Origin of the sequence: Aquamicrobium soli, from assembly GCF_042646345.1 — a bacterium.
GTDB lineage: Bacteria > Pseudomonadota > Alphaproteobacteria > Rhizobiales > Rhizobiaceae > Mesorhizobium > Mesorhizobium soli_A.
The window spans coordinates 53,804-73,453 of record NZ_JBHRTK010000024.1 but is presented as its reverse complement, the minus strand read 5'-3'; the positions used below and the strand labels follow the sequence as shown (position 1 = coordinate 73,453).

The window sequence follows — 19,650 nt, the reverse complement described above, 5'->3', positions numbered from 1 at the left end:
ACATAACCCTCGCCCTGTTCTTCAACAGACACCTCATCACGAGTCCAATGTAAACACTGCCCCCTTGTGGGGAGGGGTTAGGGGTGGGGGTCTTGAAGCCCACGATGCCCCGCAATTCCCGCGCCTTGTTTGCCGCGTTGCGGGGAAGGGGGGTTTCGGCTAGACAGGCCGCATCCGAAACGGAACTGGCCAGTCCCCATGCAACTTGTCGACACGATCCGAAACGCGTTCGTTCCGATCCATCGCCAGGGCTATCCGTTCATTGCCGCCTTCGCGGTGGCGACGCTGTTTCTCGGCTATTTTTCCTCGATCCTGTTCTGGATCGGCCTCATCCTGACGGCCTGGTGCGCCTATTTCTTCCGCGATCCCGAACGCGTCACGCCGCTCGATGACCGGCTGGTGGTAAGTCCGGCCGACGGTGTCGTCTCGGCGGTAGGGCCGGCGGTGCCGCCGCGAGAACTCGGCCTCGGCCCGGACGAGATGACGCGCATTTCCGTGTTCATGAACGTGTTTTCCTGCCACGTGAATCGCGCACCGGTGCGCGGGCGCATCACCGGGATCGAGCACCGGCCCGGCAAGTTCCTCAACGCCGAGCTCGACAAGGCGAGCAGCGAGAACGAGCGCAACGGCCTTGTCATCGAAAGCCCGCACGGCACCGTCGCCGCCGTGCAGATTGCCGGCTTGGTGGCGCGCCGCATCGTCTGCTGGGCCGAGGAGGGCGGTTCGCTTGCCGTCGGCGAGCGCTTCGGCCTGATTCGGTTCGGCTCGCGCGTCGACGTCTTTCTCCCCGAGGGGATAACGCCGCGTGTTGCGGTCGGCCAGACGGCGGTTGCCGGCGAGACGGTGCTGGCCGAATTCGGCGGCGCGCAGGTCTCGCCTCTCGTGCGCGTGTCGTAAGGCGGGACGGATGGCAGGATCCTTCAAGAAGTTCGAGCCACACGGCGCTGGCGGCCCGCCGATCCGCGAGATTCCGCTGCGCCTGATGTTCCCGAACCTGATCACGGTGCTGGCGATCTGCGCCGGGCTGTCGGGCATTCGCTTCGGCTTCGAGGGGCGCTTCGAGCCAGCGGTGGTGATGGTGCTGCTGGCCGCCTTCCTCGACGGCGTCGACGGTCGCCTGGCGCGCCTGCTCAAGGCGACGTCCAAGTTCGGCGCGCAGATGGATTCGCTGGCCGATATCGTCAATTTCGGCGTCGCCCCGGCCCTGGTCCTCTACGCCTTTCTGCTCGAGCGCGCCGGTTCGCCGGGCTGGATCGCCACGCTGCTTTTCGCGATCGCCTGCGGCATGCGCCTTGCCCGCTTCAACGTGCTGGACGAGGAAGGCCAGCAGCCTTCGTGGCAGGCGGAATATTTCGTCGGCGTGCCGGCTCCGGCCGGCGCCGTCCTGGTTATGCTGCCGCTTTACCTGTCCTTCCTCGGCGTGACGCCGACGAAGGAGGTCGCCTTTGCCGGCACCGCCTTCACCATCCTTGTTGCTTTCCTGCTGGTCAGCCGGCTGCCGGTCTATTCCGGCAAGAGCCTCAAGATTCCCGGCGACCGCATGCTCCTGGTCATCCTCGCCATCGCGCTCTACATCCTGCTTCTGGCGAGCTATCCGTGGTACACGCTGACCGCCTCGGCCGTCGTCTACCTCGTTTTCCTGCCGTTCAGCGTGCGCGCCTATTCGCGCCGCGCCAAGCGCGAGGGCGAGTCTGCGCTGCCGCCCGACGTCGATGCGCGTTCCGGTGAGTAGTTAGGCGGCTTCGGCGATCCCGAGCTTTTCCAGCGCCAGCCGCCGCGCCGAGGCGTAGTCCGTCTTGCCCGAGCCCAGCATCGGGATTTCCGTTACCTTGACGATGTCCTGCGGCATCATCAGTTCGGCCGCGCCCGCCTGCTTGCCGTAGCGGCGCATCGCCTCGGCGTCGGCGTTTCCCGCCGTCGTCACCAGCACGATACGCTCGCCGCGCCGCTTGTCGGGCACCGCCACGACGGCATGGTGTTCCTCCGGCCACAGCGACTGCGCCATCATCTCGACCGCGCCGAGCGATACCATCTCGCCCGCGATCTTGGCAAAGCGCTTGGCGCGGCCACGGATGGTGATGAAGCCCTCGCGGTCGACCGCGACGATGTCGCCGGTGTCATGCCAGCCATCGACCAGGACCTGAAGCTCGCCCGGCCGCTCCGCCGACATGGTGCCGAGCATCAGGTTGGGCCCGCTCAGCCACAGCCGGCCGGCGTCCTCGATGCCTTCCACCGGCTCCAGCCGCATGCGCATGCCGGGCAAGAGCCGGCCGACGCTGCCCTCTCGGCCGTGGATCGCGGTATTGACGGCAACCACGGGCGACGCTTCCGTCAGGCCGTAGCCCTCGACGATCTCGGCCTGGTAGCGCTCGCGGTAGATGCGCCGCGTCTCGGCCTTCACCGGTTCGGCCCCGGCAACGATGAAGCGCAGGCTGGAGAAGTCGCCGTCCTTGGCCGTGCGCGCGTAGTTGGCGAGGAAGGTGTCGGTGCCGAACATGGCCGTGGGGCGCACCTTGCGCGCCACTTCCGGGATGAGCTTGTAGTGGAGCGGCGAAGGATAGAGGAAAAGTTTTATGCCGGTGACGAGCGGCAGCACGGTACCGCCGGTCAGGCCGAACGAATGGAACACCGGCAGCACGTTGAGCAGCGTGTCGGCCGGCGAAATGGCGATGCGGGCCTCCGCCTGCATGGCGTTGGCGAGCAGGTTCTTGTGGGAAAGCACGACGGCTTTCGGCGTGCCTTCCGAGCCGGACGTGAACAGGATCACCGCCGGCTTGTCGGCGTCCTGCTTCTGCAGCGGACTGCGCCAGAACAGGGCCGCCGAAAGCTTTTCCCACAGGCCGGTGCTTTTGCGGACATCCTCCAGCCAGATGAACTTCGCCCCGGTATGCTCGATGGCCTCGACGATGTCGTGGAGGTTGGCCTTTTCGATGAAGGCGCGCGAGGAAACCACGTTGCGGATGGCTGCCGTATGGACGGCGGCCGCCGCGTTGGCGGGCCCGGCCGTATAGTTGATGACCGCGGCGGGCCTCGCCGCCGACCACAGGCCGAGCAGCGACAGCACGACGCCGTTGGTGTTGGGCAAAAGCAGCCCGACCGTCTCGTCCGGGCGGCTTTGCTGCTGGAAGCGGGCGCCCAGAACCCGCGCGGCGGCGAAGACTTTCCGGTAGCTCATCGCGCCCGCGACCACGTCCTCGATGATGCTGCGTGAGGCGCCGACGCGGTCGGCCGCGTCGCGCGTGGCGTAGAACAGGCCGCGCGACAGGTCCGTCGAGGCAAGGCGCGCTTCGGCCACCCGGTCGAACAGCGCGCCGCTGGCGGTGGTCGAGTGTTCGCCGCTTGCGGCGACCAGTTCCGCGATCGTCCTGGGTGCCAGGGCGGTGATCGACAGGCGGGGAAACCAGCGGCGCGGCGCCTTTGCCGGCGGCGTCAGCGAGAACGGCAGGCTGCGCGCGCCGCCGATGAAGATCGGCACGATGCGCGCGTCCGCCTGCACGGCGATGCGGGCAACGGCGCGGTAAAGACGGAAGGCCTTCACGTCGGGCTCGACCGCCTCGGGAAAATAGACCGCCAGCCGGCCGTTGCCCTTGAGCACGCGCACCAGCCGGCGGCTGACGAAAACATGCTTGGCGTTGAAGGCGATGGTGCGGGCAAGCTCCCGCCACGGCTCCAGCCAGATCGATTTCGCCGACGCTTCGTCGAGAATGTGCAGCGTGTCGTCGGGCAGGAGGGAAAGCATCGCCGCCGGATCGATTCGCGACTGGTGGGTGATGGCGTAGATGACCGGTGCCTTCGCCTTGCGCGCCGCCTTCAACGGCTCGTCCTCGATCCGGTAGGCGAGCTTGAACGGCACGTAGAGCATGGCCTGGGGCAGGCTCAGGCCAAGGCGAGCCTTCTCGACGAGGCCGATCACCAGCCACGAGAAAACGACGCCGCCAAGGAGCGAGAATGTCAGGATCATGCCGCATCTCCCAACGGTTCACGGTACAGGCGTCGAAGCCCACAGCGTTCTAGGGTACCAAATCGGTTCAGGAATCGGAATCGCAAAAAGAAAAAGCCGGCCTTTTGGGGCCGGCTGGAGGGGGACGAACCGAGGGGTGGGGGACTTGGGGGGTGGTTCGTCACCGCAACAACGAGGCCGACGGTCAAAGGTTCCACAAATCGTAAAACTTTTTTGACCTCGGCGCGGCGGCTTACTGCGCCGGCTGTTCCTGGGTCGATCCGTCCTCGTCCATGTCGTCGGCATAGGGCGAGGCGCTCGGAATGCACTGCACCGTCCACCCGGCCGGGGGCGTGGTTTTCTGGTACTCGGCAATGGCGGACGTGCACTGGTCGCGCGTGTCGAAGGTGCTCGGCAGCACCACCATGCCGCCCTGTGGTCCCGCGACCACCATATACCAGACCAAAGCAATCGTAGGAGACATGGAAATCCTCGCATCGGGAAAGAGATGACAGCGGCGATCTTAGCTTGTTGCCGGGACAACCGGAATCGGTTTCGTGTCCGTGGTGCGGGAAATATGCAGCGACAATACGGCCACCCCGCCCGATCACGGAAGGTTCATTCTTTCGCGCGGCGCAAGGCTTCCCGCAGCGCCTCACTCCGCCGCGAAGCAGTAGAACAGGCCGTCGCCACCGGTGCCTTTCAAGGCTTCCTGGCTGCAGCCGCCGCGCGACGCGTGCGAGGAGTTCCACGATTTCGCCGCGGCCGAATCGTCCAGCCCGGTGCGGTCGGAATGGCCCATCATCGCGGCCCCTTCCGCCCCGCTCAGCGTCCAGTCGCCGCAGGTCTGGTCGGCGATGCGGGTGCCGTCCGGCTTCGAGCCGGTCAGGATATCGTGGCGGTTGGGCTTGTCGCCACGGCCGTTGATGACCTCGCCTTTCTCGTTGAGCGCGGTCTGCTTGGTCAAACTGTTGTGGTCCGAATGCAGCGAGGCGACGTCGTCGGCGATCTTTTCGCCCTTGGCGTTGAACCACGGCCCCTTGCCGATGCGGTCGCGGGCGTCGGTGTCCTTGGTGGAAAGATAGGCGTGCCAGGTCTTGCCCTTTACGCCGGCAGCCTCGGCCAGCGAGGCGCAATGGGCGTCGGCCCCGGCGAGGCCGCCGAGATCCGCCCCCTTGCCAGAGCCTTGGCTGGTGACGAAGAAACTCATCGAATTGTCCTGGGCGAGCGCCATGGTGGCGCCGGCAAGCGTAAGCGTGGCGACGAGAAGCAGTTTTTGCATGGTCGTTGTCCTCCGGCTTTTGACGGTTGTTGCCCGCCGGAGAACGATAATGGGCGCACGCACGCCCCTCCAATCACGAGATTGTGTGGAGGAAGAGCAGCGGCGTCCTTACGCCGGTAGCTGGTAGCTCACCCAGCGGTCGTGCTTGGCCTGGTAGATCAGTCCCGTCTTGGTCAGGGCGGGGCTCGCCATCGGCAGGATTTTTGCGGCGATTTCGGAAGCATGCGGCAGCGTCAGCGGGTCCTCGCCGGGCATCGCCTGCGCGCGCATGCCGGTTCGCGTGGCGCCCGGATCGGCGGCGTTGACCCGAAGCGCCATGTTCTGCGTTTCCGCCGCCCACGAGCGGGTCATCGTCTCCACCGCCGCCTTGGAGGCGGCGTAGGGCGCCCAGAAGGCCTTGGCCGTATGGGCGGCATTGGAAGAAAGCACGATGGCGCGGCCGGCGTCCGAGAGCCTGAGAAGCGGATCGACGGAGCGGATGAGCCGCCAGGTCGAGGTGACGTTGATGGTCATCACCCGCTCGAAGGTCTTCGCCTCGACATGGCCGATCGGCGAGATGACGCCGAGCACCCCGGCATTGGCGACCAGGATGTCGAGCTTGCCCCAGCGCTCGTGGATGGCGCCGCCCAGCCGGTCGATGCCTTCCATGTCGACGAGGTCGAGCGGCACCAGCGTGGCCTCGCCCTTGCCGGTCTTTTCCCGCTCGGCCCTGATCTCGTCGTCGAGTTCCTCCAGGCCGCCGACGGTGCGGGCGACGGCTATGACATGCGCGCCCGCTGCCGCCATCTGCTTGGCGATGAAATAGCCGATGCCGCGCGAGGCGCCGGTGACGAGGGCGATGCGGTTGGTGAGGTCGAGCGTGGGGTCACCCATGGCGTGTTCCGATCCGTTCATGCTGAAACCCCTCTACCGCGCCAGCGGCAAGGGGTCCACAGGCCGGGCCGGCAATCAGGCTCAGGAACCGCTTGCCGCCAGCAGCGACAGCGTGCGCACATTGTCGCGGCTTTCGAAATCGGCAAGGCGCGTCGGGTATTCGCCGCTGAAGCAGGCGTCGCAGAACTGCGGCTGCTCGTTGTTGCGGCCAGGCTCGCCGACGGCGCGGTAGAGGCCGTCCATGGACAGGAAGCCCAGCGAATCCACCCGGATGAACTCGGCCATTTCCTCGACCGACATGCGCGAGGCCAGCAGCTTCGACTTTTCCGGCGTATCGACGCCGTAGAAGCATGACGAGCGCGTCGGCGGCGAGGCGATGCGCATATGCACTTCGCGCGCGCCCGCGTCGCGCACCATCTGCACGATCTTCTGGCTTGTGGTGCCGCGCACGATCGAATCGTCGACAAGCACCACGCGCTTGCCCTCGATCATCCTGCGGTTGGCGTTGTGCTTCAGCTTCACGCCCATGTGGCGGATCGCGTCGCCGGGCGCGATGAAGGTGCGGCCGACATAATGGTTGCGGATGATGCCGAGTTCGAACGGAATCTGCGCTTCCTGCGAAAAGCCGATCGCCGCCGGCACGCCCGAATCCGGTACCGGCACCACGATGTCGGCTTCGATCGGACTCTCGCGCGCCAGTTCCGCGCCGATGCGCTTCCTCACGTCATAGACGTTGCGCCCTTCGACCGACGAATCGGGGCGCGCGAAATAGACATATTCGAAGATGCAGAAGCGGGTCTTTTGCGGCGTGAAGGGGAACGAACTCTCGATGCCCTTGGTCGTGATCACCACCATTTCGCCTGGCTGCACGTCGCGCACGAAGCGCGCGCCGATGATGTCGAGCGCACAGGTCTCGGAGGCGAGGATCCAGGCGCCGTCGAGGTCGCCCAGCACCAGCGGCCGGATGCCGAGCGGATCGCGGCAGCCGATCATCTTCTTGGACGAGAGCGCCACCAGCGAGAAGGCTCCCTCGATCTGCCGCACCGCATCGACGAAGCGGGCGTTGAGGTCGGTCTCCTTGCTCATGGCGACGAGGTGCAGGATCGTCTCGGTGTCCGAAGTGGAAGAGAAGATCGCGCCCTGCTTCTGCAGCGTACGCTGCACCGTCATGGCGTTGGTGAGGTTGCCGTTGTGGGCGACCGCGAAGCCGCCGTCGGCGAGTTCGGCGAAAAAGGGCTGGATGTTGCGCATGCCGGCGCCGCCGCTGGTGGCGTAGCGGGTATGGCCGATCGCCCGGTCGCCCTTCAGGCTGTCGATGACGCGCTGCTTGGTGAAGGTGTCGCCGATCAGCCCGACATGGCGCTCGACGTGGAACTGGCTGCCGTCATAGGAGACGATGCCGGCCGCTTCCTGGCCGCGATGCTGCAGCGCATGCAACCCCAGCGTGACGATGGCCGCCGCATCCTGCCGGCCAAAGATGCCGAATACACCGCATTCGTCGTGAAAATGATCGTCCGCTTCGGCTGAAAGCGCGTTCACTGCATCTGCCATGGGCTGAGGCTCCGCTAAAGCCGCTATATAAGGGGTCGTTCAGGCAGCGACAACTGGAACCGCTGCCGATCGGCCGAATTCATGGTTCAGTTCGCCGGCGCCGGCGCATCCTCGTTCTCGTCGGGTGCCGGGGTGCCGGATTCATCGCCGGTCGCAGGGGCCTCCGTGCTCGGGGCAGGGGGCGTGCCGGCGTCGGGCTGCGGCGCTGCCTCGTCGGGCTTCAGCCGCTTGAGGATGGCGTTTTCCGGGTCTTCGGGCAGCAGGCTTTCGATCTTGACGCCGATCGATTCAAGGAGTGGCCGCGACTTCGCCTGGGCGATCCATTCGGGAGCCCGCTCGCCGGCCAGCCAGTTGAAGAACATCAATGCCACGGCAACGACGAGGATGCCACGCGCCGCGCCGTAGAGAAAGCCGAGCGTGCGGTCGAGCGCACCGATCCGGGAATCGATGATCCAGTCGGCGAGCTTCATGGTGATGACGGTGACGACGATCAGCGCGATGATGAAGACGATGCCGGCGGCGGCCGCCATCGCCGCCTTCTCGTTGTCGATATAGGGCAGCACGTAGGGGACGACCGGCTTGTAGAAGAAATAGGCCGCCGCTGCCGCTGCCGCCCATGAAACCACCGACAGCACTTCGCGCGAGAAGCCGCGCACCATTGCCAGCATCGCCGAAACCAGGGTGAAGCCGACGAGAATTCCGTCAAGCAGCGTAATCGGCATGTGGCCCCACTCCGTCTATGCGCCGTCGGCGCCGCGTCAGTCTTCCTCGCTGGCGCGGCTGCGGCGGGTGCCGGCGATGCGCGCCACGAGATCGGCAAGCTCGGTAGGGCGGAACGCACCAGCCCCGATGCTGTTGGCCCCCGTTCCGTTGGCCCCGGCGGCAACGTCCTCGCCGCTCTTGGAACTGCCCAGGGGCAGGACCGCGCTGCCAAAGCCCAGCTTTTCGGCTTCCTTGAGGCGCTGCTGCGCGTGCGCGACAGGCCTTACGGCACCCGACAGGCTGATTTCGCCGAAATAGACGCAATCGGCTGGAAGGGCAAGGCCGGTCAGCGACGAAACCAGGGCGGCGGCGACCGCAAGGTCGGCGGCCGGTTCCGAGATGCGGTAGCCGCCGGCCACGTTCAGGTAGACGTCGTGCTGCGAGAAGCGCACGCCGCAATGGGCCTCGAGCACGGCCAGGATCATCGAAAGCCGTGCGCCGTCCCAGCCGACGACGGCGCGGCGCGGCGTGCCGAGCGTGGACGGCGCCACCAGCGCCTGGATTTCCACCAGAACCGGCCGCGTGCCTTCCATGCCGGCGAAGACGGCGGCACCTGGCGACTTGGCGTGGCGCTCGCCGAGGAACAGTTCGGACGGGTTGGCGACCTCGCGCAGGCCCTTGTCCGACATTTCGAACACGCCGATCTCGTCGGTCGGCCCGAAGCGGTTCTTGACCGTGCGCAGGATGCGGTAGTGGTGGCCCCCTTCGCCCTCGAAGTAGAGCACGGCGTCCACCATGTGCTCGACCACGCGCGGGCCGGCGATCTGCCCTTCCTTGGTGACGTGGCCGACCAGAACCACGGCCGCGCCGGTCGACTTGGCGTAGCGGATCATCGCCTGCGCCGCCGCGCGCACCTGCGTGACGGTGCCGGGCGCCGAATCGGCAAGGTCGGTCCACAGCGTCTGGATCGAATCGAGGATGACGAGGTCGGGCCGCCGCCCGTCGGCGATGGTCGCCAGGATATCCTCGACGTTGGTTTCGGCGGCCAACTCGACCGGGGAAGCGGCCGCGCCCAGCCGCTGCGCCCTGAGCCTGATCTGCGCGACGGCTTCCTCGCCCGAGACGTAGACGATACGGTGGCCCTTGTTGGCAAGGGCGGCTGCCGCCTGGGTCAGCAGCGTCGACTTGCCGATGCCGGGATCGCCGCCGACCAGAAGTGCCGAGCCGCGCACGAAACCGCCGCCGGTGGCGCGATCGAGCTCGCCGATGCCTGAGGCGATGCGCGGCGCGTCCTCGATCTCGCCGGAAAGCGTGGTCAGCGCCACCACGCGGCCCTTGCGGGCGCTGCGCATGGAGGCCGGCCCCGAGCCGATGCCGCTGTTGGTGCCTTCCTCGACCAGCGTGTTCCACTCGCCGCAGGAATCGCACTTGCCCGCCCAGCGCTGATGCGCCGAGCCGCAATTCTGGCAGATGAACTGGGTGCGGGATTTAGCCATTATTCGGACCTCGGAACCACGCGCGAGGTACGCTCGCGCAACGCCTTTACGAAGCGATCCCGGATTTCGCGAAAAAAAGTGTAAGGCAGCAGGCCATAAACAACTGTGGACAGGTCGCCGTTGACTGTCGGTCGCAGGTCGGGGCCAGGCCACCTGAATAGGTTGGCCTCCGAGATGACGATCCAGGACCGCTCATCGTCCAGCCCCAGGCGGTGTTTCGTGCTGTGCGGGATTTCAACTGCCGTTTCGGCATTCGAAGGGGGCGTATGCGTTATCGGCAGCACCATCACCCGCTGCCCGTCGTCGTTGACGTCAAGACTTATCACGATAGCGCAAGGGCGATCCTTGCGCCCTTCCTCCTGGCCGCTCAGATGTTCTGACCGCCAAAGATAGCTATAGCGAATAACGAGACCGGGTACCGGAGCAGGGAGCGAGGAACTTCGCTTCACTCATCCAACTCGTGATCGAATTGTTTCGCCTCCTCCGGAGCCTCGGTCTTCGCGATCGCTTCGATCATCTCTGGCGTGAAGTCATCCAGTCCCAGAACCTGCCGATCGCGCCGCTTGAGGCGGTTGTATTCCTCGGTCGAGATCATGACCGTGCGCTCGCGCCCGTTGCGCGTTACGGCGACGGGCTGCGTAAGGGCCAGATCCTGATAGCGGCCGATATTGCGCTGGAATTCCGCGGCGCTGACCTTGATCATGCTGCAAGTCCTTCATGCATTTCATGCAATTTACATATAATGCATGAAATGCGGATTTTCACCAGCCGCGCTACTCGAACCGCTCCGGCAAATGGCTGTCCTCGGCGAGGTCGAAGAAGCGGGTGAACTCGCCCTGGAAACCGACCGGCACCATGCCGGTCGGGCCGTGGCGCTGCTTGGCGATGATGACCTCGGCCTTGCCGCGCGCCTCGTTCATCTCGTTTTCCCACTTGACGTATTCCTCGGTGCCGAATTTCGGCTCCTTGTTCTTGAGGTAGTATTCCTCGCGGTACACGAACATCACCACGTCGGCGTCCTGCTCGATCGAGCCGGATTCGCGCAGGTCTGACAGTTGCGGGCGCTTGTCGTCGCGCGATTCGACCTGGCGCGAGAGCTGCGACAGCGCGATGATCGGCACGCCCAGTTCCTTGGCCAGCGCCTTGAGGCCGGTCGTGATCTCGGTCACCTCCTGCACGCGGCCCTGGCTGGCCTTGGCGGACGAGCCTTGCATGAGCTGGATATAGTCGATGACGATGACGTCGAGCCCGCGCTGGCGCTTCAGCCGGCGCGCCCGCGCCGCGAGCTGGGCGATCGAGATGCCGCCGGTCTGGTCGATATAGAGCGGCAGCTTCTGCATCGTCTGCGAGCAAGCCACCAGTTTCTCGAAATCCGTCTCCGTGATTTCGCCGCGCCGGATCTTGGAGGAGGGAATCTCGGTCTGTTCGGAAATGATGCGGGTGGCGAGCTGCTCCGACGACATTTCGAGCGAGAAGAAGCCGACGACGCCGCCATTGGCCGCCTTGAACGAGCCGTCCGCCTGCTGGGCCGGCTCGTAGGAATGGGCGATGTTGAAGGCGATGTTGGTGGCGAGCGAGGTCTTGCCCATGCCCGGCCGCCCAGCCAGAACGATCAAGTCGGAGGATTGCAGCCCGCCCATGCGGCTGTCCAGGTCGCGCAGGCCGGTGGCGATGCCCGAAAGGCCGCCGTCGCGCATATAGGCGGCGTTGGCCATGTCGACCGCGGTCTTGACCGCGTCGGTGAAGCTCTCGAAGCCGCCGTCGTAGCGCCCGGTTTCCGCCAGTTCGAACAGCCGCCGCTCGGCGTCCTCGATCTGTTCGGACGGCGACATGTCGACCGGCGCGTCATAGGCGATGTTGACCATGTCCTCGCCGACCGTGATCAGCGCGCGGCGCGTGGCGAGGTCGTAGATGGCACGGCCATAGTCGGCGGCGTTGATGACGGTGACGGCTTCGGCCGCCAGCCGGGCGAGGTAATGGGCGACCGGCATGTCGCCGACCTTCTCGTCGGCCGGCAGGAACGTCTTGATGGTCACCGGCGTGGCCATCTTGCCCATGCGGATCAGTTCGGCCGACACCTCGAAAATCTTGCGGTGCAGCGGCTCGTAGAAATGTGAGGCCTTGAGGAAGTCCGAGACGCGGTAAAAGGCGTCGTTGTTGACCAGGATCGCCCCGAGCAGCGCCTGTTCGGCCTCGATGTTGTTCGGCGCCTCGCGATAGGCGGGTGTTTCCGCCGTGCCGAATTTCAGTACTGCCTCTGCCATGCCATCCCCGACTCTTGTCCCTTACCTCGATACCAGAACGGGACGCGCCGGTGCTGACTTATCTGCAACGGCTTCGCCCGAACCGACGATACTTCCCACGATTCACAGCCGGGACCGTTTCGTGGAAGAATCATCGTTGACATGGGGCAGGGTCACGATTCGTCCGGTCTTTATAGAACATAAAGGGAACAATTCGCAAGAGCCGGGCACTGTCTCACGGCGCGAGGCTGTCGCCCCAGTCCGCGCGGCGGGCATGCTTGAACGTGTCGCCGTCGCGCCGGGTGAAAAGCCGCTCTTCGGCCAGCCCGTCCGGTCGGCACAGTTTCAGCGCCACCTTGCCGGAGCCGGTCTTCGGCGGGGCCAGTACGCGCGCCTGATGTCGGGCAGCCGGTTCTCGCGAGGCGGCGACGAAAATGAACTTTTCGTCCTCCCACGGCACGTCGGCGTCCTTGGTCAGCCGATGCAGGCGCGAGCGCGCGACCCGGCGCGAGAAGTGGCACCAGTCCGGCGGGCTGAGCGGGCAGGGTTTTTCATGCGGGCAGGGGGCGAGCACATGCGCGCCGGCCTCGATCAATCGGCGGCGGACCTCGAGAATGCGCTGCCAGCCGGCCGGCGTGCCGGGCTCGACGACCAGCAGCGTGCCGGCGGTCAGCGCCCACAGGCGATCGACCAGTTTTGGCAGCGAGGCGGGTGCGATCTCGTCGAGCATGTAGGCGGCGGTGACGAGGTCGGCGGGAGCGAGGCCGTCAAGTTCAAGCGTTGCGTCGGCGCCGATCCAGTCGGTTTCGACGTTGAGGGCGCCTTCGCCGGCGAGCCATGCGCCGGCCTTGCGCACCGCCGCACTCGCCTCCACCAGGCTGGCGCGTTCGAGATTTGGCCACACGCCGGCCGTGGCCCACAGCACGGTGCCGGGGCCGGCGCCGATGTCGAGCAGGGTTTTGGGCGAAAAGGCCGGCTGCGCTTCCGCAAGTGCATCGAGGCTCGCGCGCACGGCGGCGTAGGTCGCCGGCAGCCGTGCGGCGAGATAGGCCTTCACCGCGAGGTCGTCGGCCATGTGCAGGCGGCCGTCGCGCAGCTCGGCGCGGTAGCGCCCGGATAGCGTTCTGGCCGCCTGCTGCAACGTCGCGAGCGGCGTGCCTTCGAGCAGGCGGTCGACGGTTTGGCGCAACGGGGCGGGCAGTTCCATCGCTCACGCGCCTCGCGGGGCAAACAGGATGAGCGAGGCGCCGCCGATGCACGCAATTGCGCCGGCGATGTCCCAGCGGTCCGGGCGCACGCCCTCGGCTATCCACAGCCAGGCGAGCGAGGTGGCGATGTAGATGCCGCCATAGGCGGCGAAGGCACGCCCGGCCGCCTCGGCGTCGACCTGCGCCAGCAGCCAGGCGAACGCCGCCAGGCAGGCCATGCCCGGGACGAGCCACCATGGCGAGCGGTCGAGCCGACACCACGCCCAGACGGCGAAGCAGCCCGCGATCTCGGCCAGCGCGGCAGCGAGGTAGAGAAGATAGGTCATCGGCAGTTCCCGCACGTGCGAAGCCTTATCGGCTGCGGGTGCCCTGTTTGGCAAGCGTCGATGCGGGCGGGTGAGAGCAACGTTGAGTTACCCTCTCCCACGTCGCTACCTGCGCGACCTTCCAGAAGGGGAGGGCGGTCCTTGGCCAGTAAGGCTCGTCCGTGCCGCCGGCTTTCCTCGCGCCGCCTGCGGGAGAGGTAGTGCGCGCAACGCGACGGTGAGGGCCATGCGCCTTCGCGATCGCCCCCGCCATCGCGTCAATGCGCCTGCCGACCCCGCTATTTGGTGCGCGAAACCTTGCGCTGGCTGGCCGGCTTGGCGGCCGGCGTGTCGCCGGGCGTTTCCGCCGCCTCCGCGGTCTGGTGGCCCATCTCGTGCATGGCCAGCGCCTTTTCGCACTTGCCGATATAGTCGCGCGTCATCGGCAGCACGTCGTTCTTGCGCGTGAGCTGAATCTGGAAGTTGACCAGATCCTGCCAGCGGAACGAGGCTTCGGAGCCGGAGAGGTAGAATTCCCACATGCGGCAGAAGCGCTCGTCATAGATCGCCTTGACCTTGTCGCGGTTAGCCAGGAAGCGCTCGCGCCAGGCCTTCAGCGTGTCGGCATAGTGCAGCCGCAGGATTTCCACGTCGGTGACGGCAAGGCCGGAACGCTCGATATGCGGCATCACCTCCGACAGCGCCGGGATGTAGCCGCCGGGGAAGATATGCTTGCGGATGAAGGCGTTGGTGGTGGTCGGCGGCGCGGTGCGGCCGATCGTGTGCAACAGCATCACCCCGTCGGGCTTGAGCAGGGTGGCGCATTTGTCGAAGAAGGTGCGGTACTGGGTGACGCCGACATGCTCGAACATGCCGACCGAAACGATGCGGTCGAAGCGTTCCGACAGGTCGCGATAGTCGCGCAGTTCGATGTGGACGTTGTTGTCCAGCCCCTGCTCGCGCGCGCGTTCGCTCGCCACCTGGTGCTGCTCGGTGGAAAGGGTGACGCCCAGGACGTCGGCCTCGAAGGTCCTGGCGATGTAGAGCGCGAGCCCGCCCCAGCCGCAGCCGATGTCGAGCACGGTCTGCCCCGGCTTGATGCGCAGCTTGGCGGCGATGTGGCGCTTCTTGGCCAGTTGCGCTTCTTCGAGCGTCATGTCGGGCCGCTCGAAATAGGCGCAGGAATACTGCATGTCCTCGTCGAGGAACAGTTTGTAGAGCTCGCCGGAGAGGTCGTAATGGGCCTCGACGTTCTTCTTCGAGCGCCGCTCCGTGTTCCACTGTTGCAGCGGCCGGATCGCCATGCGCACGCTGTTGAGGAAACGGCCGGACGTCGAATCGATCCAGGAAATGCCGATATTGTCGTAAAGCAGGTGCAGGAAGCTCAGCACGTCGCCTTCGAGGAAGTCGAGTTCCTCGTTCATGAAGGCCTCGGGAAGCGCGAGCGAGGGGTGCATCGTGATCGCGCGCTCGGCGTGGCGGGTATGGATGACCATGTGCACCCGCTCACCGGAGCCGTCGCCGAAATGCCTGGTAATGCCGGAAGGGCCGGTAATGCTGAGGTTGCCTTTGCGAACAACCTTTTCCACCATTCTTTGCAGGATGATATTCATGGCCGGACCTCGACAAAGCTTTTCGACGCACGATTGTGATAAAAGCGCGCCCCGTTGAAAAGTTCCAGCCCAAACAAAAAGCCGGGCACGAGGCCCGGCTTTTTGGTCCAGATTTATCCGGCAGGTGAGTCGATCAGGCCTCGTCTTCGCCTTCGAACTCGGCGTTCGGATCGAAGAAGCTGTCGGGGCGCGCGTTCTCGTTGATGTCTTCGCCGTAGATCGCCTCGGCCGTGGTCAGGAGCTCGCCATTGGCCTGGCGCTCGGCTTCGTCGCTGGAGCGCGCGATGTTGAGCGTGATGGTGACCTCGACTTCCGGATGCAGTGCGATCGCCACGTTGGTAAGGCCGATGGTCTTGATCGGGTGGTTGAGCTCGACCTGGTTGCGGGCGACGTTGAAGCCGCCTTCGGTCAGGATGTCGGCGATGTCGCGGGTCGACACCGAGCCGTAGAGCTGGCCGGTCTCGCCGGCGGAGCGAACGACGACGAAGCTCTTGCCGTCGAGTGTCTCGGCGACCTTCTCGGCTTCGCTCTTGCGCTCCAGGTTGCGGGCTTCGAGCTGGGCGCGCTGGCCCTCGAACTTCTTCTTGTTGGCTTCGTTGGCGCGCAGCGCCTTGCCCTTGGGCAGCAGGAAGTTGCGGGCAAAGCCGTCCTTGACCTTGACGGTTTCGCCCATCTGGCCGAGGCGGGCCACGCGCTCGAGAAGAATGACGTCCATGGTTTTGTCCTTTCAGAACCGCAGGCGGTTGAAACAGATTCTAAAGGACAGGAAGCAAGCGGCGGTTTCGCCGGGGTCGCTGTCCTGCCCATCGGCAGTTAGGGGCTTTGATGCCCCAACTCGGGAGGAGCCGCCCCCGAAGCGGGTTGCCCCCCATCCGGTTCGCTTCGCGAACCACCTTCTCCCCAATGGGGAGAAGAGGGAGCTTGCCTCGCCGCCGCGCTCCTCTCCCCAGCGGGGAGAGGGTGGCCCAAAGGGCCGGTGAGGGGGCGCGGCGCCTTGTCGTTTAGCGAACCACGTAGGGCAGCAGGCCGAGGAAGCGGGCGCGCTTGATCGCCTTGGCGAGTTCGCGCTGCTTCTTCTGGCTGACGGCGGTGATGCGCGACGGCACGATCTTGCCGCGCTCGGAAATGTAGCGCTGCAGGAGACGCACGTCCTTGTAGTCGATCTTGGGCGCATTGGCGCCGGAGAACGGGCAGGTCTTGCGGCGGCGATGGAACGGACGCCGGGTCGGGATCTGGTTGATGTCGACCATTATTCTGCGCTCCCTTCAAAGCTGCGCTGCGGGCGCGGGCCACGGTCGCCGCGATCCCGGTCGCCACGGTCACGATCGCCGAACGAGCGCGGGCCACGGTCGCCGAAGCTGCCGCGCTCCGAGCGCTCTTCGCGCTTCTGCATCATAGCCGAGGGGCCGTCTTCGTGCTTCTCGACCTTGATGCTCATGAAGCGCAGGACGTCTTCGGAAATGCCCATCTGGCGCTCCATCTCGTGGAGGGCGGCCGGCGGGCAGGTGATGTCCATCAGCGTGTAGTAAGCCTTCCGGTTCTTGTTGATCCGGTAGGTGAGGGACTTCAGTCCCCAGTTCTCGACCCGGCCGACCGAGCCGCCGCCAGCGACGATGACACCCTTGAAACGTTCAACGAGTTCATCGACCTGCTGCTGCGACAGATCCTGCCGGGACAGCAACACATGTTCGTAAAGAGCCATATTGTTCCAATCCCTTTCTTCGTTTCTCTTCCGGTCCCGGCGGCGAGAGCCTCTGCAACTTCTCTGACCCGGCACGCCTCGTTTCGAGGGTGCGGGGAAGAAAGGAGCACGACGAGATGGTCGAGAGCGGAGACACGGGAGGCAGAAGGCCTTTTGGACTTCATGCGAAGGTTTTCTTTTGAAAAACCTCCGGCCCTCCGTTCAGCCCCCAGCTGGGACCGGCAGATGGCGGGCTCTATACAGGATTTTCAGCGCGACGCAAGGGATGTGTCAGCGCCGCACGCTGGTCGCGATGATTCGCCCGGCTCCCACGACGATATAGATGCCGAAGAACAGTGCCAGCGCCCAGCCGAAGCCATTCGGTCCGGCAACGTCCATGCCGATGCCGATCACCTGCGGGCCAAGCACCATGCCGACGCCGTAGCACAGCACGAAAGCCGCGTTGGCCGACGCCAGCTCGTGGCCGGAAAGCTTGGAGCCGAGATGCGCGAGGCCGACCGTGTACATGGCCGCCACCACGCCGCCCCAGACGAACAACAGCACCGACATCAGATGCCAGTTCGACGCGAACAGCGGCATGAAGGCGGCGCCGAGCAGGCCGACCAGCGCGCACACGAGCAGCAGGTAGCGGCGGTCGCCGATGCGGTCACTGATCATGCCGATCGGGATTTGCAAAAGCACGTTGCCGAGCCCGATCATGGTGAGCAGCAGCGCGGCGTTCGCCTCGGAATAGCCGATACGGTTGCCGTAGACCGGAAACAGCGCGAATCCGCCGGTTTCGACCGCGCCGAACACCAGCACGGCAAAGGTCGCGGTGGGGACCAGCCAGATATAGCGCAGGAAACCGCCGGTTTCCTCGCCGTTGACGTGAAGCACCGGGCTTTCCTTGCGCGCCGCCAGCACCGGGATGGCGGCCAGCGCCACGAGGAGGACGGTGGCCCCGAACGGCAGGAAGCCGGAACTGCCGAGGCGCGAGAACAGCCACGGTCCCGCCGCGAAGCCGAGCGACAGCACGGTCGCATAGACGCCGAGCACCAGCCCGCGCCGGTGCGGCGGCGCCGAGGCGCTGATCCAGAATTCGGACAGGATGAACAGCACCGTCAGCGACAGGTGCAGCACGATGCGCAGCGGGAACCACATCCAGAATTCGGGGGCGAAATAGAAGCCGACGAACGCCAGCGCGCCCGTCGCGATCATGGCGAACATCGCCCAGGCGACGCCGATGCGGCGCGCCAGCGGCGTCGCCAGCGGCGCGCCGGCAATGGAGGCGAAGCCGGCGACGGCGGTGTTGAGGCCGATCATCGAAGCCGAGTGGCCACGCGTTTCGAGGATGATGCTGAGCAGCGGCATGCCGAGCCCGATGGCGATGCCGACCACGCTGATGGCCGAGATCGCCGCGATCATCGGCAGCCAGTGCACGCGTTCGTCAAGCTCGGATCGGGTTTCGGCGGCCATGGACACTCGACTGCTATAGAAGATCCCGCACGAAGCGGTTTCCCACCATACGGAAGAACGGCACCGCCATTCCCGGCCGGAGATCCGAATCGATCGCCAGGCGCTTTTCCAGTTCCTCCAGTATCATTCGGGTGATCGCGGGTATATTGGCCTGCCGGGCTTGTCCCAGCGGCAGCCACACCAGTTCCTCCAACTCGTTGGTCGGCCCGCCGGCGGGCAGTTCGACCGCGACCTCTTCGCGCCAGGCGCCGAGGAAGCGGGTGTCGTAGCGCCGGACGCGCCCCGGCGGCGTAATGGCGCGGGCGATGAAACGCACGGCTTCCAGCGACGGCTGGACATGGTGGTCGGCAAAACCCTGCCAGTCGGGCCGGGGCGTGGAAAAGGCGCCCTTGCGGCCGATCAGCAAGCCGGCTTCCTCGTAGGTTTCACGGATGGCGGAAAGCGCGATGGCGCGGGCGCGGGCCGGGCTGGTGCGGCCCGGGCCGGCGCGAAGCCTGTTTTCCTCGTCCGGGTGCAGGCCCGCCGCGGTGCGGACTCGGCTGTCGGCCGGGTCCGTGCGTCCACCCGGAAAGACGAACTTGCCGGGCATGAAGGCATGGCGGGAACTGCGCCGGCCCATCAGCACGCGAACCTCGCCGCCCATGCGGTCGAGCAGGATCAGCGTCGCGGCATCGCGCGGCCGCAACGGACCGGGACCGAGCGCGGAATCGCGGCGCTCCGCCTCGTCGAGTTCTGTGCGGGTCATCTCGCTCATGCAGGCCACGCCCTAGCCGAAACGCCGGCCGGGCGAAAGATGCCTTGTCCGCGCGCCGGTTGCGCCAGGGACCGCATCAGGCTTCGGGGTGTTCCTCGAAGTGGTCGGGTTCGCCGCCGAATCCGTGCATGTAGAGCGCCCATTGCAGGCCGATGACGGCGCCTTTGATGGGTTGCAGCAGTCCCAGCGCCAGGATGATCGTCAGCGGCACCCAGACGGCGAGGTGCAGCCACATCGGCCAGAAGGTGGTCATCTCGACGGCCATGAAGCCAGCGACGACGATGTGGCCGACAATCGCGATCACCAGATAGGCGGGCAGGTCGTCGGCGCGGTGATGGAAGAGTTCTTCCCCGCAGACGGCGCATTTGTCGACCGGCTTGACGAAGGCCCGGAACAGCTTGCCCTCGCCGCAATGCGGGCAGCGGCCGGCAAAGCCGAACTTCATCGCCTGGCCCAGCGGGCGGGGAATGCGGCCGGACTGGTTCTGGCCGCCGAACACCTGTTGTTCCGTTGCCGATACGCTCAT

21 protein-coding genes are annotated in these 19,650 nt (G+C 65.9%); 2 read left to right on the top strand and 19 right to left on the bottom strand.

Annotation, left to right across the window (positions count from 1 at the left end; genetic code table 11):
• Window positions 1-198: 198 nt before the first annotated feature.
• Complete coding sequence (locus ACFOHJ_RS20215) at window positions 199-897, top strand: phosphatidylserine decarboxylase (protein ID WP_378224014.1); 699 nt, start codon at window positions 199-201, stop codon at window positions 895-897.
• Window positions 898-907: 10 nt separating this feature from the next.
• A complete protein-coding gene (pssA, locus tag ACFOHJ_RS20210) occupies window positions 908-1,732 on the top strand; it encodes a CDP-diacylglycerol--serine O-phosphatidyltransferase (protein ID WP_378224012.1) in 825 nt (274 codons plus the stop codon).
• On the opposite strand, the gene ACFOHJ_RS20205 is transcribed toward pssA, so the two are convergent.
• From ACFOHJ_RS20205 to ACFOHJ_RS20115, 19 genes are all read right to left on the bottom strand, one after another.
• Window positions 1,733-3,961 (bottom strand): AMP-binding protein, encoded by a 2,229-nt coding sequence (locus ACFOHJ_RS20205; RefSeq protein ID WP_378224010.1) that lies wholly within the window; start codon window positions 3,959-3,961, stop codon window positions 1,733-1,735.
• 232 nt (window positions 3,962-4,193) lie between these two features.
• Window positions 4,194-4,424, bottom strand: coding sequence for a hypothetical protein (locus ACFOHJ_RS20200; RefSeq protein ID WP_378224007.1), 231 nt, complete (start codon window positions 4,422-4,424; stop codon window positions 4,194-4,196).
• A 171-nt stretch (window positions 4,425-4,595) separates the two neighbouring features.
• Entirely contained in the window at window positions 4,596-5,222 is a 627-nt protein-coding gene (locus ACFOHJ_RS20195; protein ID WP_378224005.1) for a hypothetical protein, read from the bottom strand.
• Window positions 5,223-5,330: 108 nt separating this feature from the next.
• Window positions 5,331-6,095 carry an SDR family NAD(P)-dependent oxidoreductase gene (locus tag ACFOHJ_RS20190; protein ID WP_378224019.1) on the bottom strand — a complete coding sequence of 255 codons (765 nt, stop codon included), beginning with the start codon at window positions 6,093-6,095 and terminating at the stop codon, window positions 5,331-5,333.
• A gap of 81 nt (window positions 6,096-6,176) precedes the next feature.
• The gene (gene purF, locus ACFOHJ_RS20185; protein WP_378224003.1) at window positions 6,177-7,646 is read right to left on the bottom strand and encodes an amidophosphoribosyltransferase; all 1,470 of its coding nucleotides are present in this window, start codon (window positions 7,644-7,646) and stop codon (window positions 6,177-6,179) included.
• Window positions 7,647-7,732: 86 nt separating this feature from the next.
• The gene (locus ACFOHJ_RS20180; protein WP_378224002.1) at window positions 7,733-8,368 is read right to left on the bottom strand and encodes a CvpA family protein; all 636 of its coding nucleotides are present in this window, start codon (window positions 8,366-8,368) and stop codon (window positions 7,733-7,735) included.
• 36 nt (window positions 8,369-8,404) lie between these two features.
• On the bottom strand, window positions 8,405-9,844 hold the full coding sequence (radA, locus tag ACFOHJ_RS20175) for a DNA repair protein RadA (RefSeq protein ID WP_378223999.1): 1,440 nt from the start codon (window positions 9,842-9,844) through the stop codon (window positions 8,405-8,407).
• Window positions 9,844-10,293: a type II toxin-antitoxin system PemK/MazF family toxin gene (locus ACFOHJ_RS20170; protein ID WP_378223996.1), complete on the bottom strand. Its 450-nt coding sequence runs from the start codon at window positions 10,291-10,293 to the stop codon at window positions 9,844-9,846. Before ACFOHJ_RS20170 ends, radA begins: the two co-directional genes overlap by 1 nt.
• Entirely contained in the window at window positions 10,290-10,547 is a 258-nt protein-coding gene (locus ACFOHJ_RS20165; RefSeq protein WP_378223994.1) for a type II toxin-antitoxin system Phd/YefM family antitoxin, read from the bottom strand. Before ACFOHJ_RS20165 ends, ACFOHJ_RS20170 begins: the two co-directional genes overlap by 4 nt.
• A gap of 70 nt (window positions 10,548-10,617) precedes the next feature.
• Window positions 10,618-12,108, bottom strand: a complete 1,491-nt coding sequence (locus ACFOHJ_RS20160; protein ID WP_378223991.1) for a replicative DNA helicase — start codon at window positions 12,106-12,108, stop codon at window positions 10,618-10,620.
• A gap of 214 nt (window positions 12,109-12,322) precedes the next feature.
• Window positions 12,323-13,294, bottom strand: a complete 972-nt coding sequence (locus ACFOHJ_RS20155; RefSeq protein WP_378223988.1) for a small ribosomal subunit Rsm22 family protein — start codon at window positions 13,292-13,294, stop codon at window positions 12,323-12,325.
• A 3-nt stretch (window positions 13,295-13,297) separates the two neighbouring features.
• Window positions 13,298-13,621, bottom strand: coding sequence for a YnfA family protein (locus ACFOHJ_RS20150; RefSeq protein ID WP_378223986.1), 324 nt, complete (start codon window positions 13,619-13,621; stop codon window positions 13,298-13,300).
• 278 nt (window positions 13,622-13,899) lie between these two features.
• On the bottom strand, window positions 13,900-15,213 hold the full coding sequence (locus ACFOHJ_RS20145) for a class I SAM-dependent methyltransferase (RefSeq protein WP_378223983.1): 1,314 nt from the start codon (window positions 15,211-15,213) through the stop codon (window positions 13,900-13,902).
• Between the two features lie 133 nt (window positions 15,214-15,346).
• On the bottom strand, window positions 15,347-15,928 hold the full coding sequence (gene rplI / locus ACFOHJ_RS20140) for a 50S ribosomal protein L9 (RefSeq protein WP_378223980.1): 582 nt from the start codon (window positions 15,926-15,928) through the stop codon (window positions 15,347-15,349).
• Between the two features lie 286 nt (window positions 15,929-16,214).
• On the bottom strand, window positions 16,215-16,463 hold the full coding sequence (gene rpsR / locus ACFOHJ_RS20135) for a 30S ribosomal protein S18 (RefSeq protein WP_006203718.1): 249 nt from the start codon (window positions 16,461-16,463) through the stop codon (window positions 16,215-16,217).
• Window positions 16,463-16,915, bottom strand: a complete 453-nt coding sequence (gene rpsF / locus ACFOHJ_RS20130; protein WP_378223951.1) for a 30S ribosomal protein S6 — start codon at window positions 16,913-16,915, stop codon at window positions 16,463-16,465. The genes rpsR and rpsF overlap by 1 nt, the downstream gene beginning before the upstream one ends.
• Window positions 16,916-17,185: 270 nt before the next feature.
• A complete protein-coding gene (locus tag ACFOHJ_RS20125) occupies window positions 17,186-18,370 on the bottom strand; it encodes an MFS transporter (RefSeq protein ID WP_378223950.1) in 1,185 nt (394 codons plus the stop codon).
• 13 nt (window positions 18,371-18,383) lie between these two features.
• Window positions 18,384-19,124 carry an NUDIX hydrolase gene (locus ACFOHJ_RS20120; RefSeq protein WP_378223947.1) on the bottom strand — a complete coding sequence of 247 codons (741 nt, stop codon included), beginning with the start codon at window positions 19,122-19,124 and terminating at the stop codon, window positions 18,384-18,386.
• A gap of 76 nt (window positions 19,125-19,200) precedes the next feature.
• Window positions 19,201-19,650 carry a DUF983 domain-containing protein gene (locus ACFOHJ_RS20115; RefSeq protein ID WP_378223945.1) on the bottom strand — a complete coding sequence of 150 codons (450 nt, stop codon included), beginning with the start codon at window positions 19,648-19,650 and terminating at the stop codon, window positions 19,201-19,203.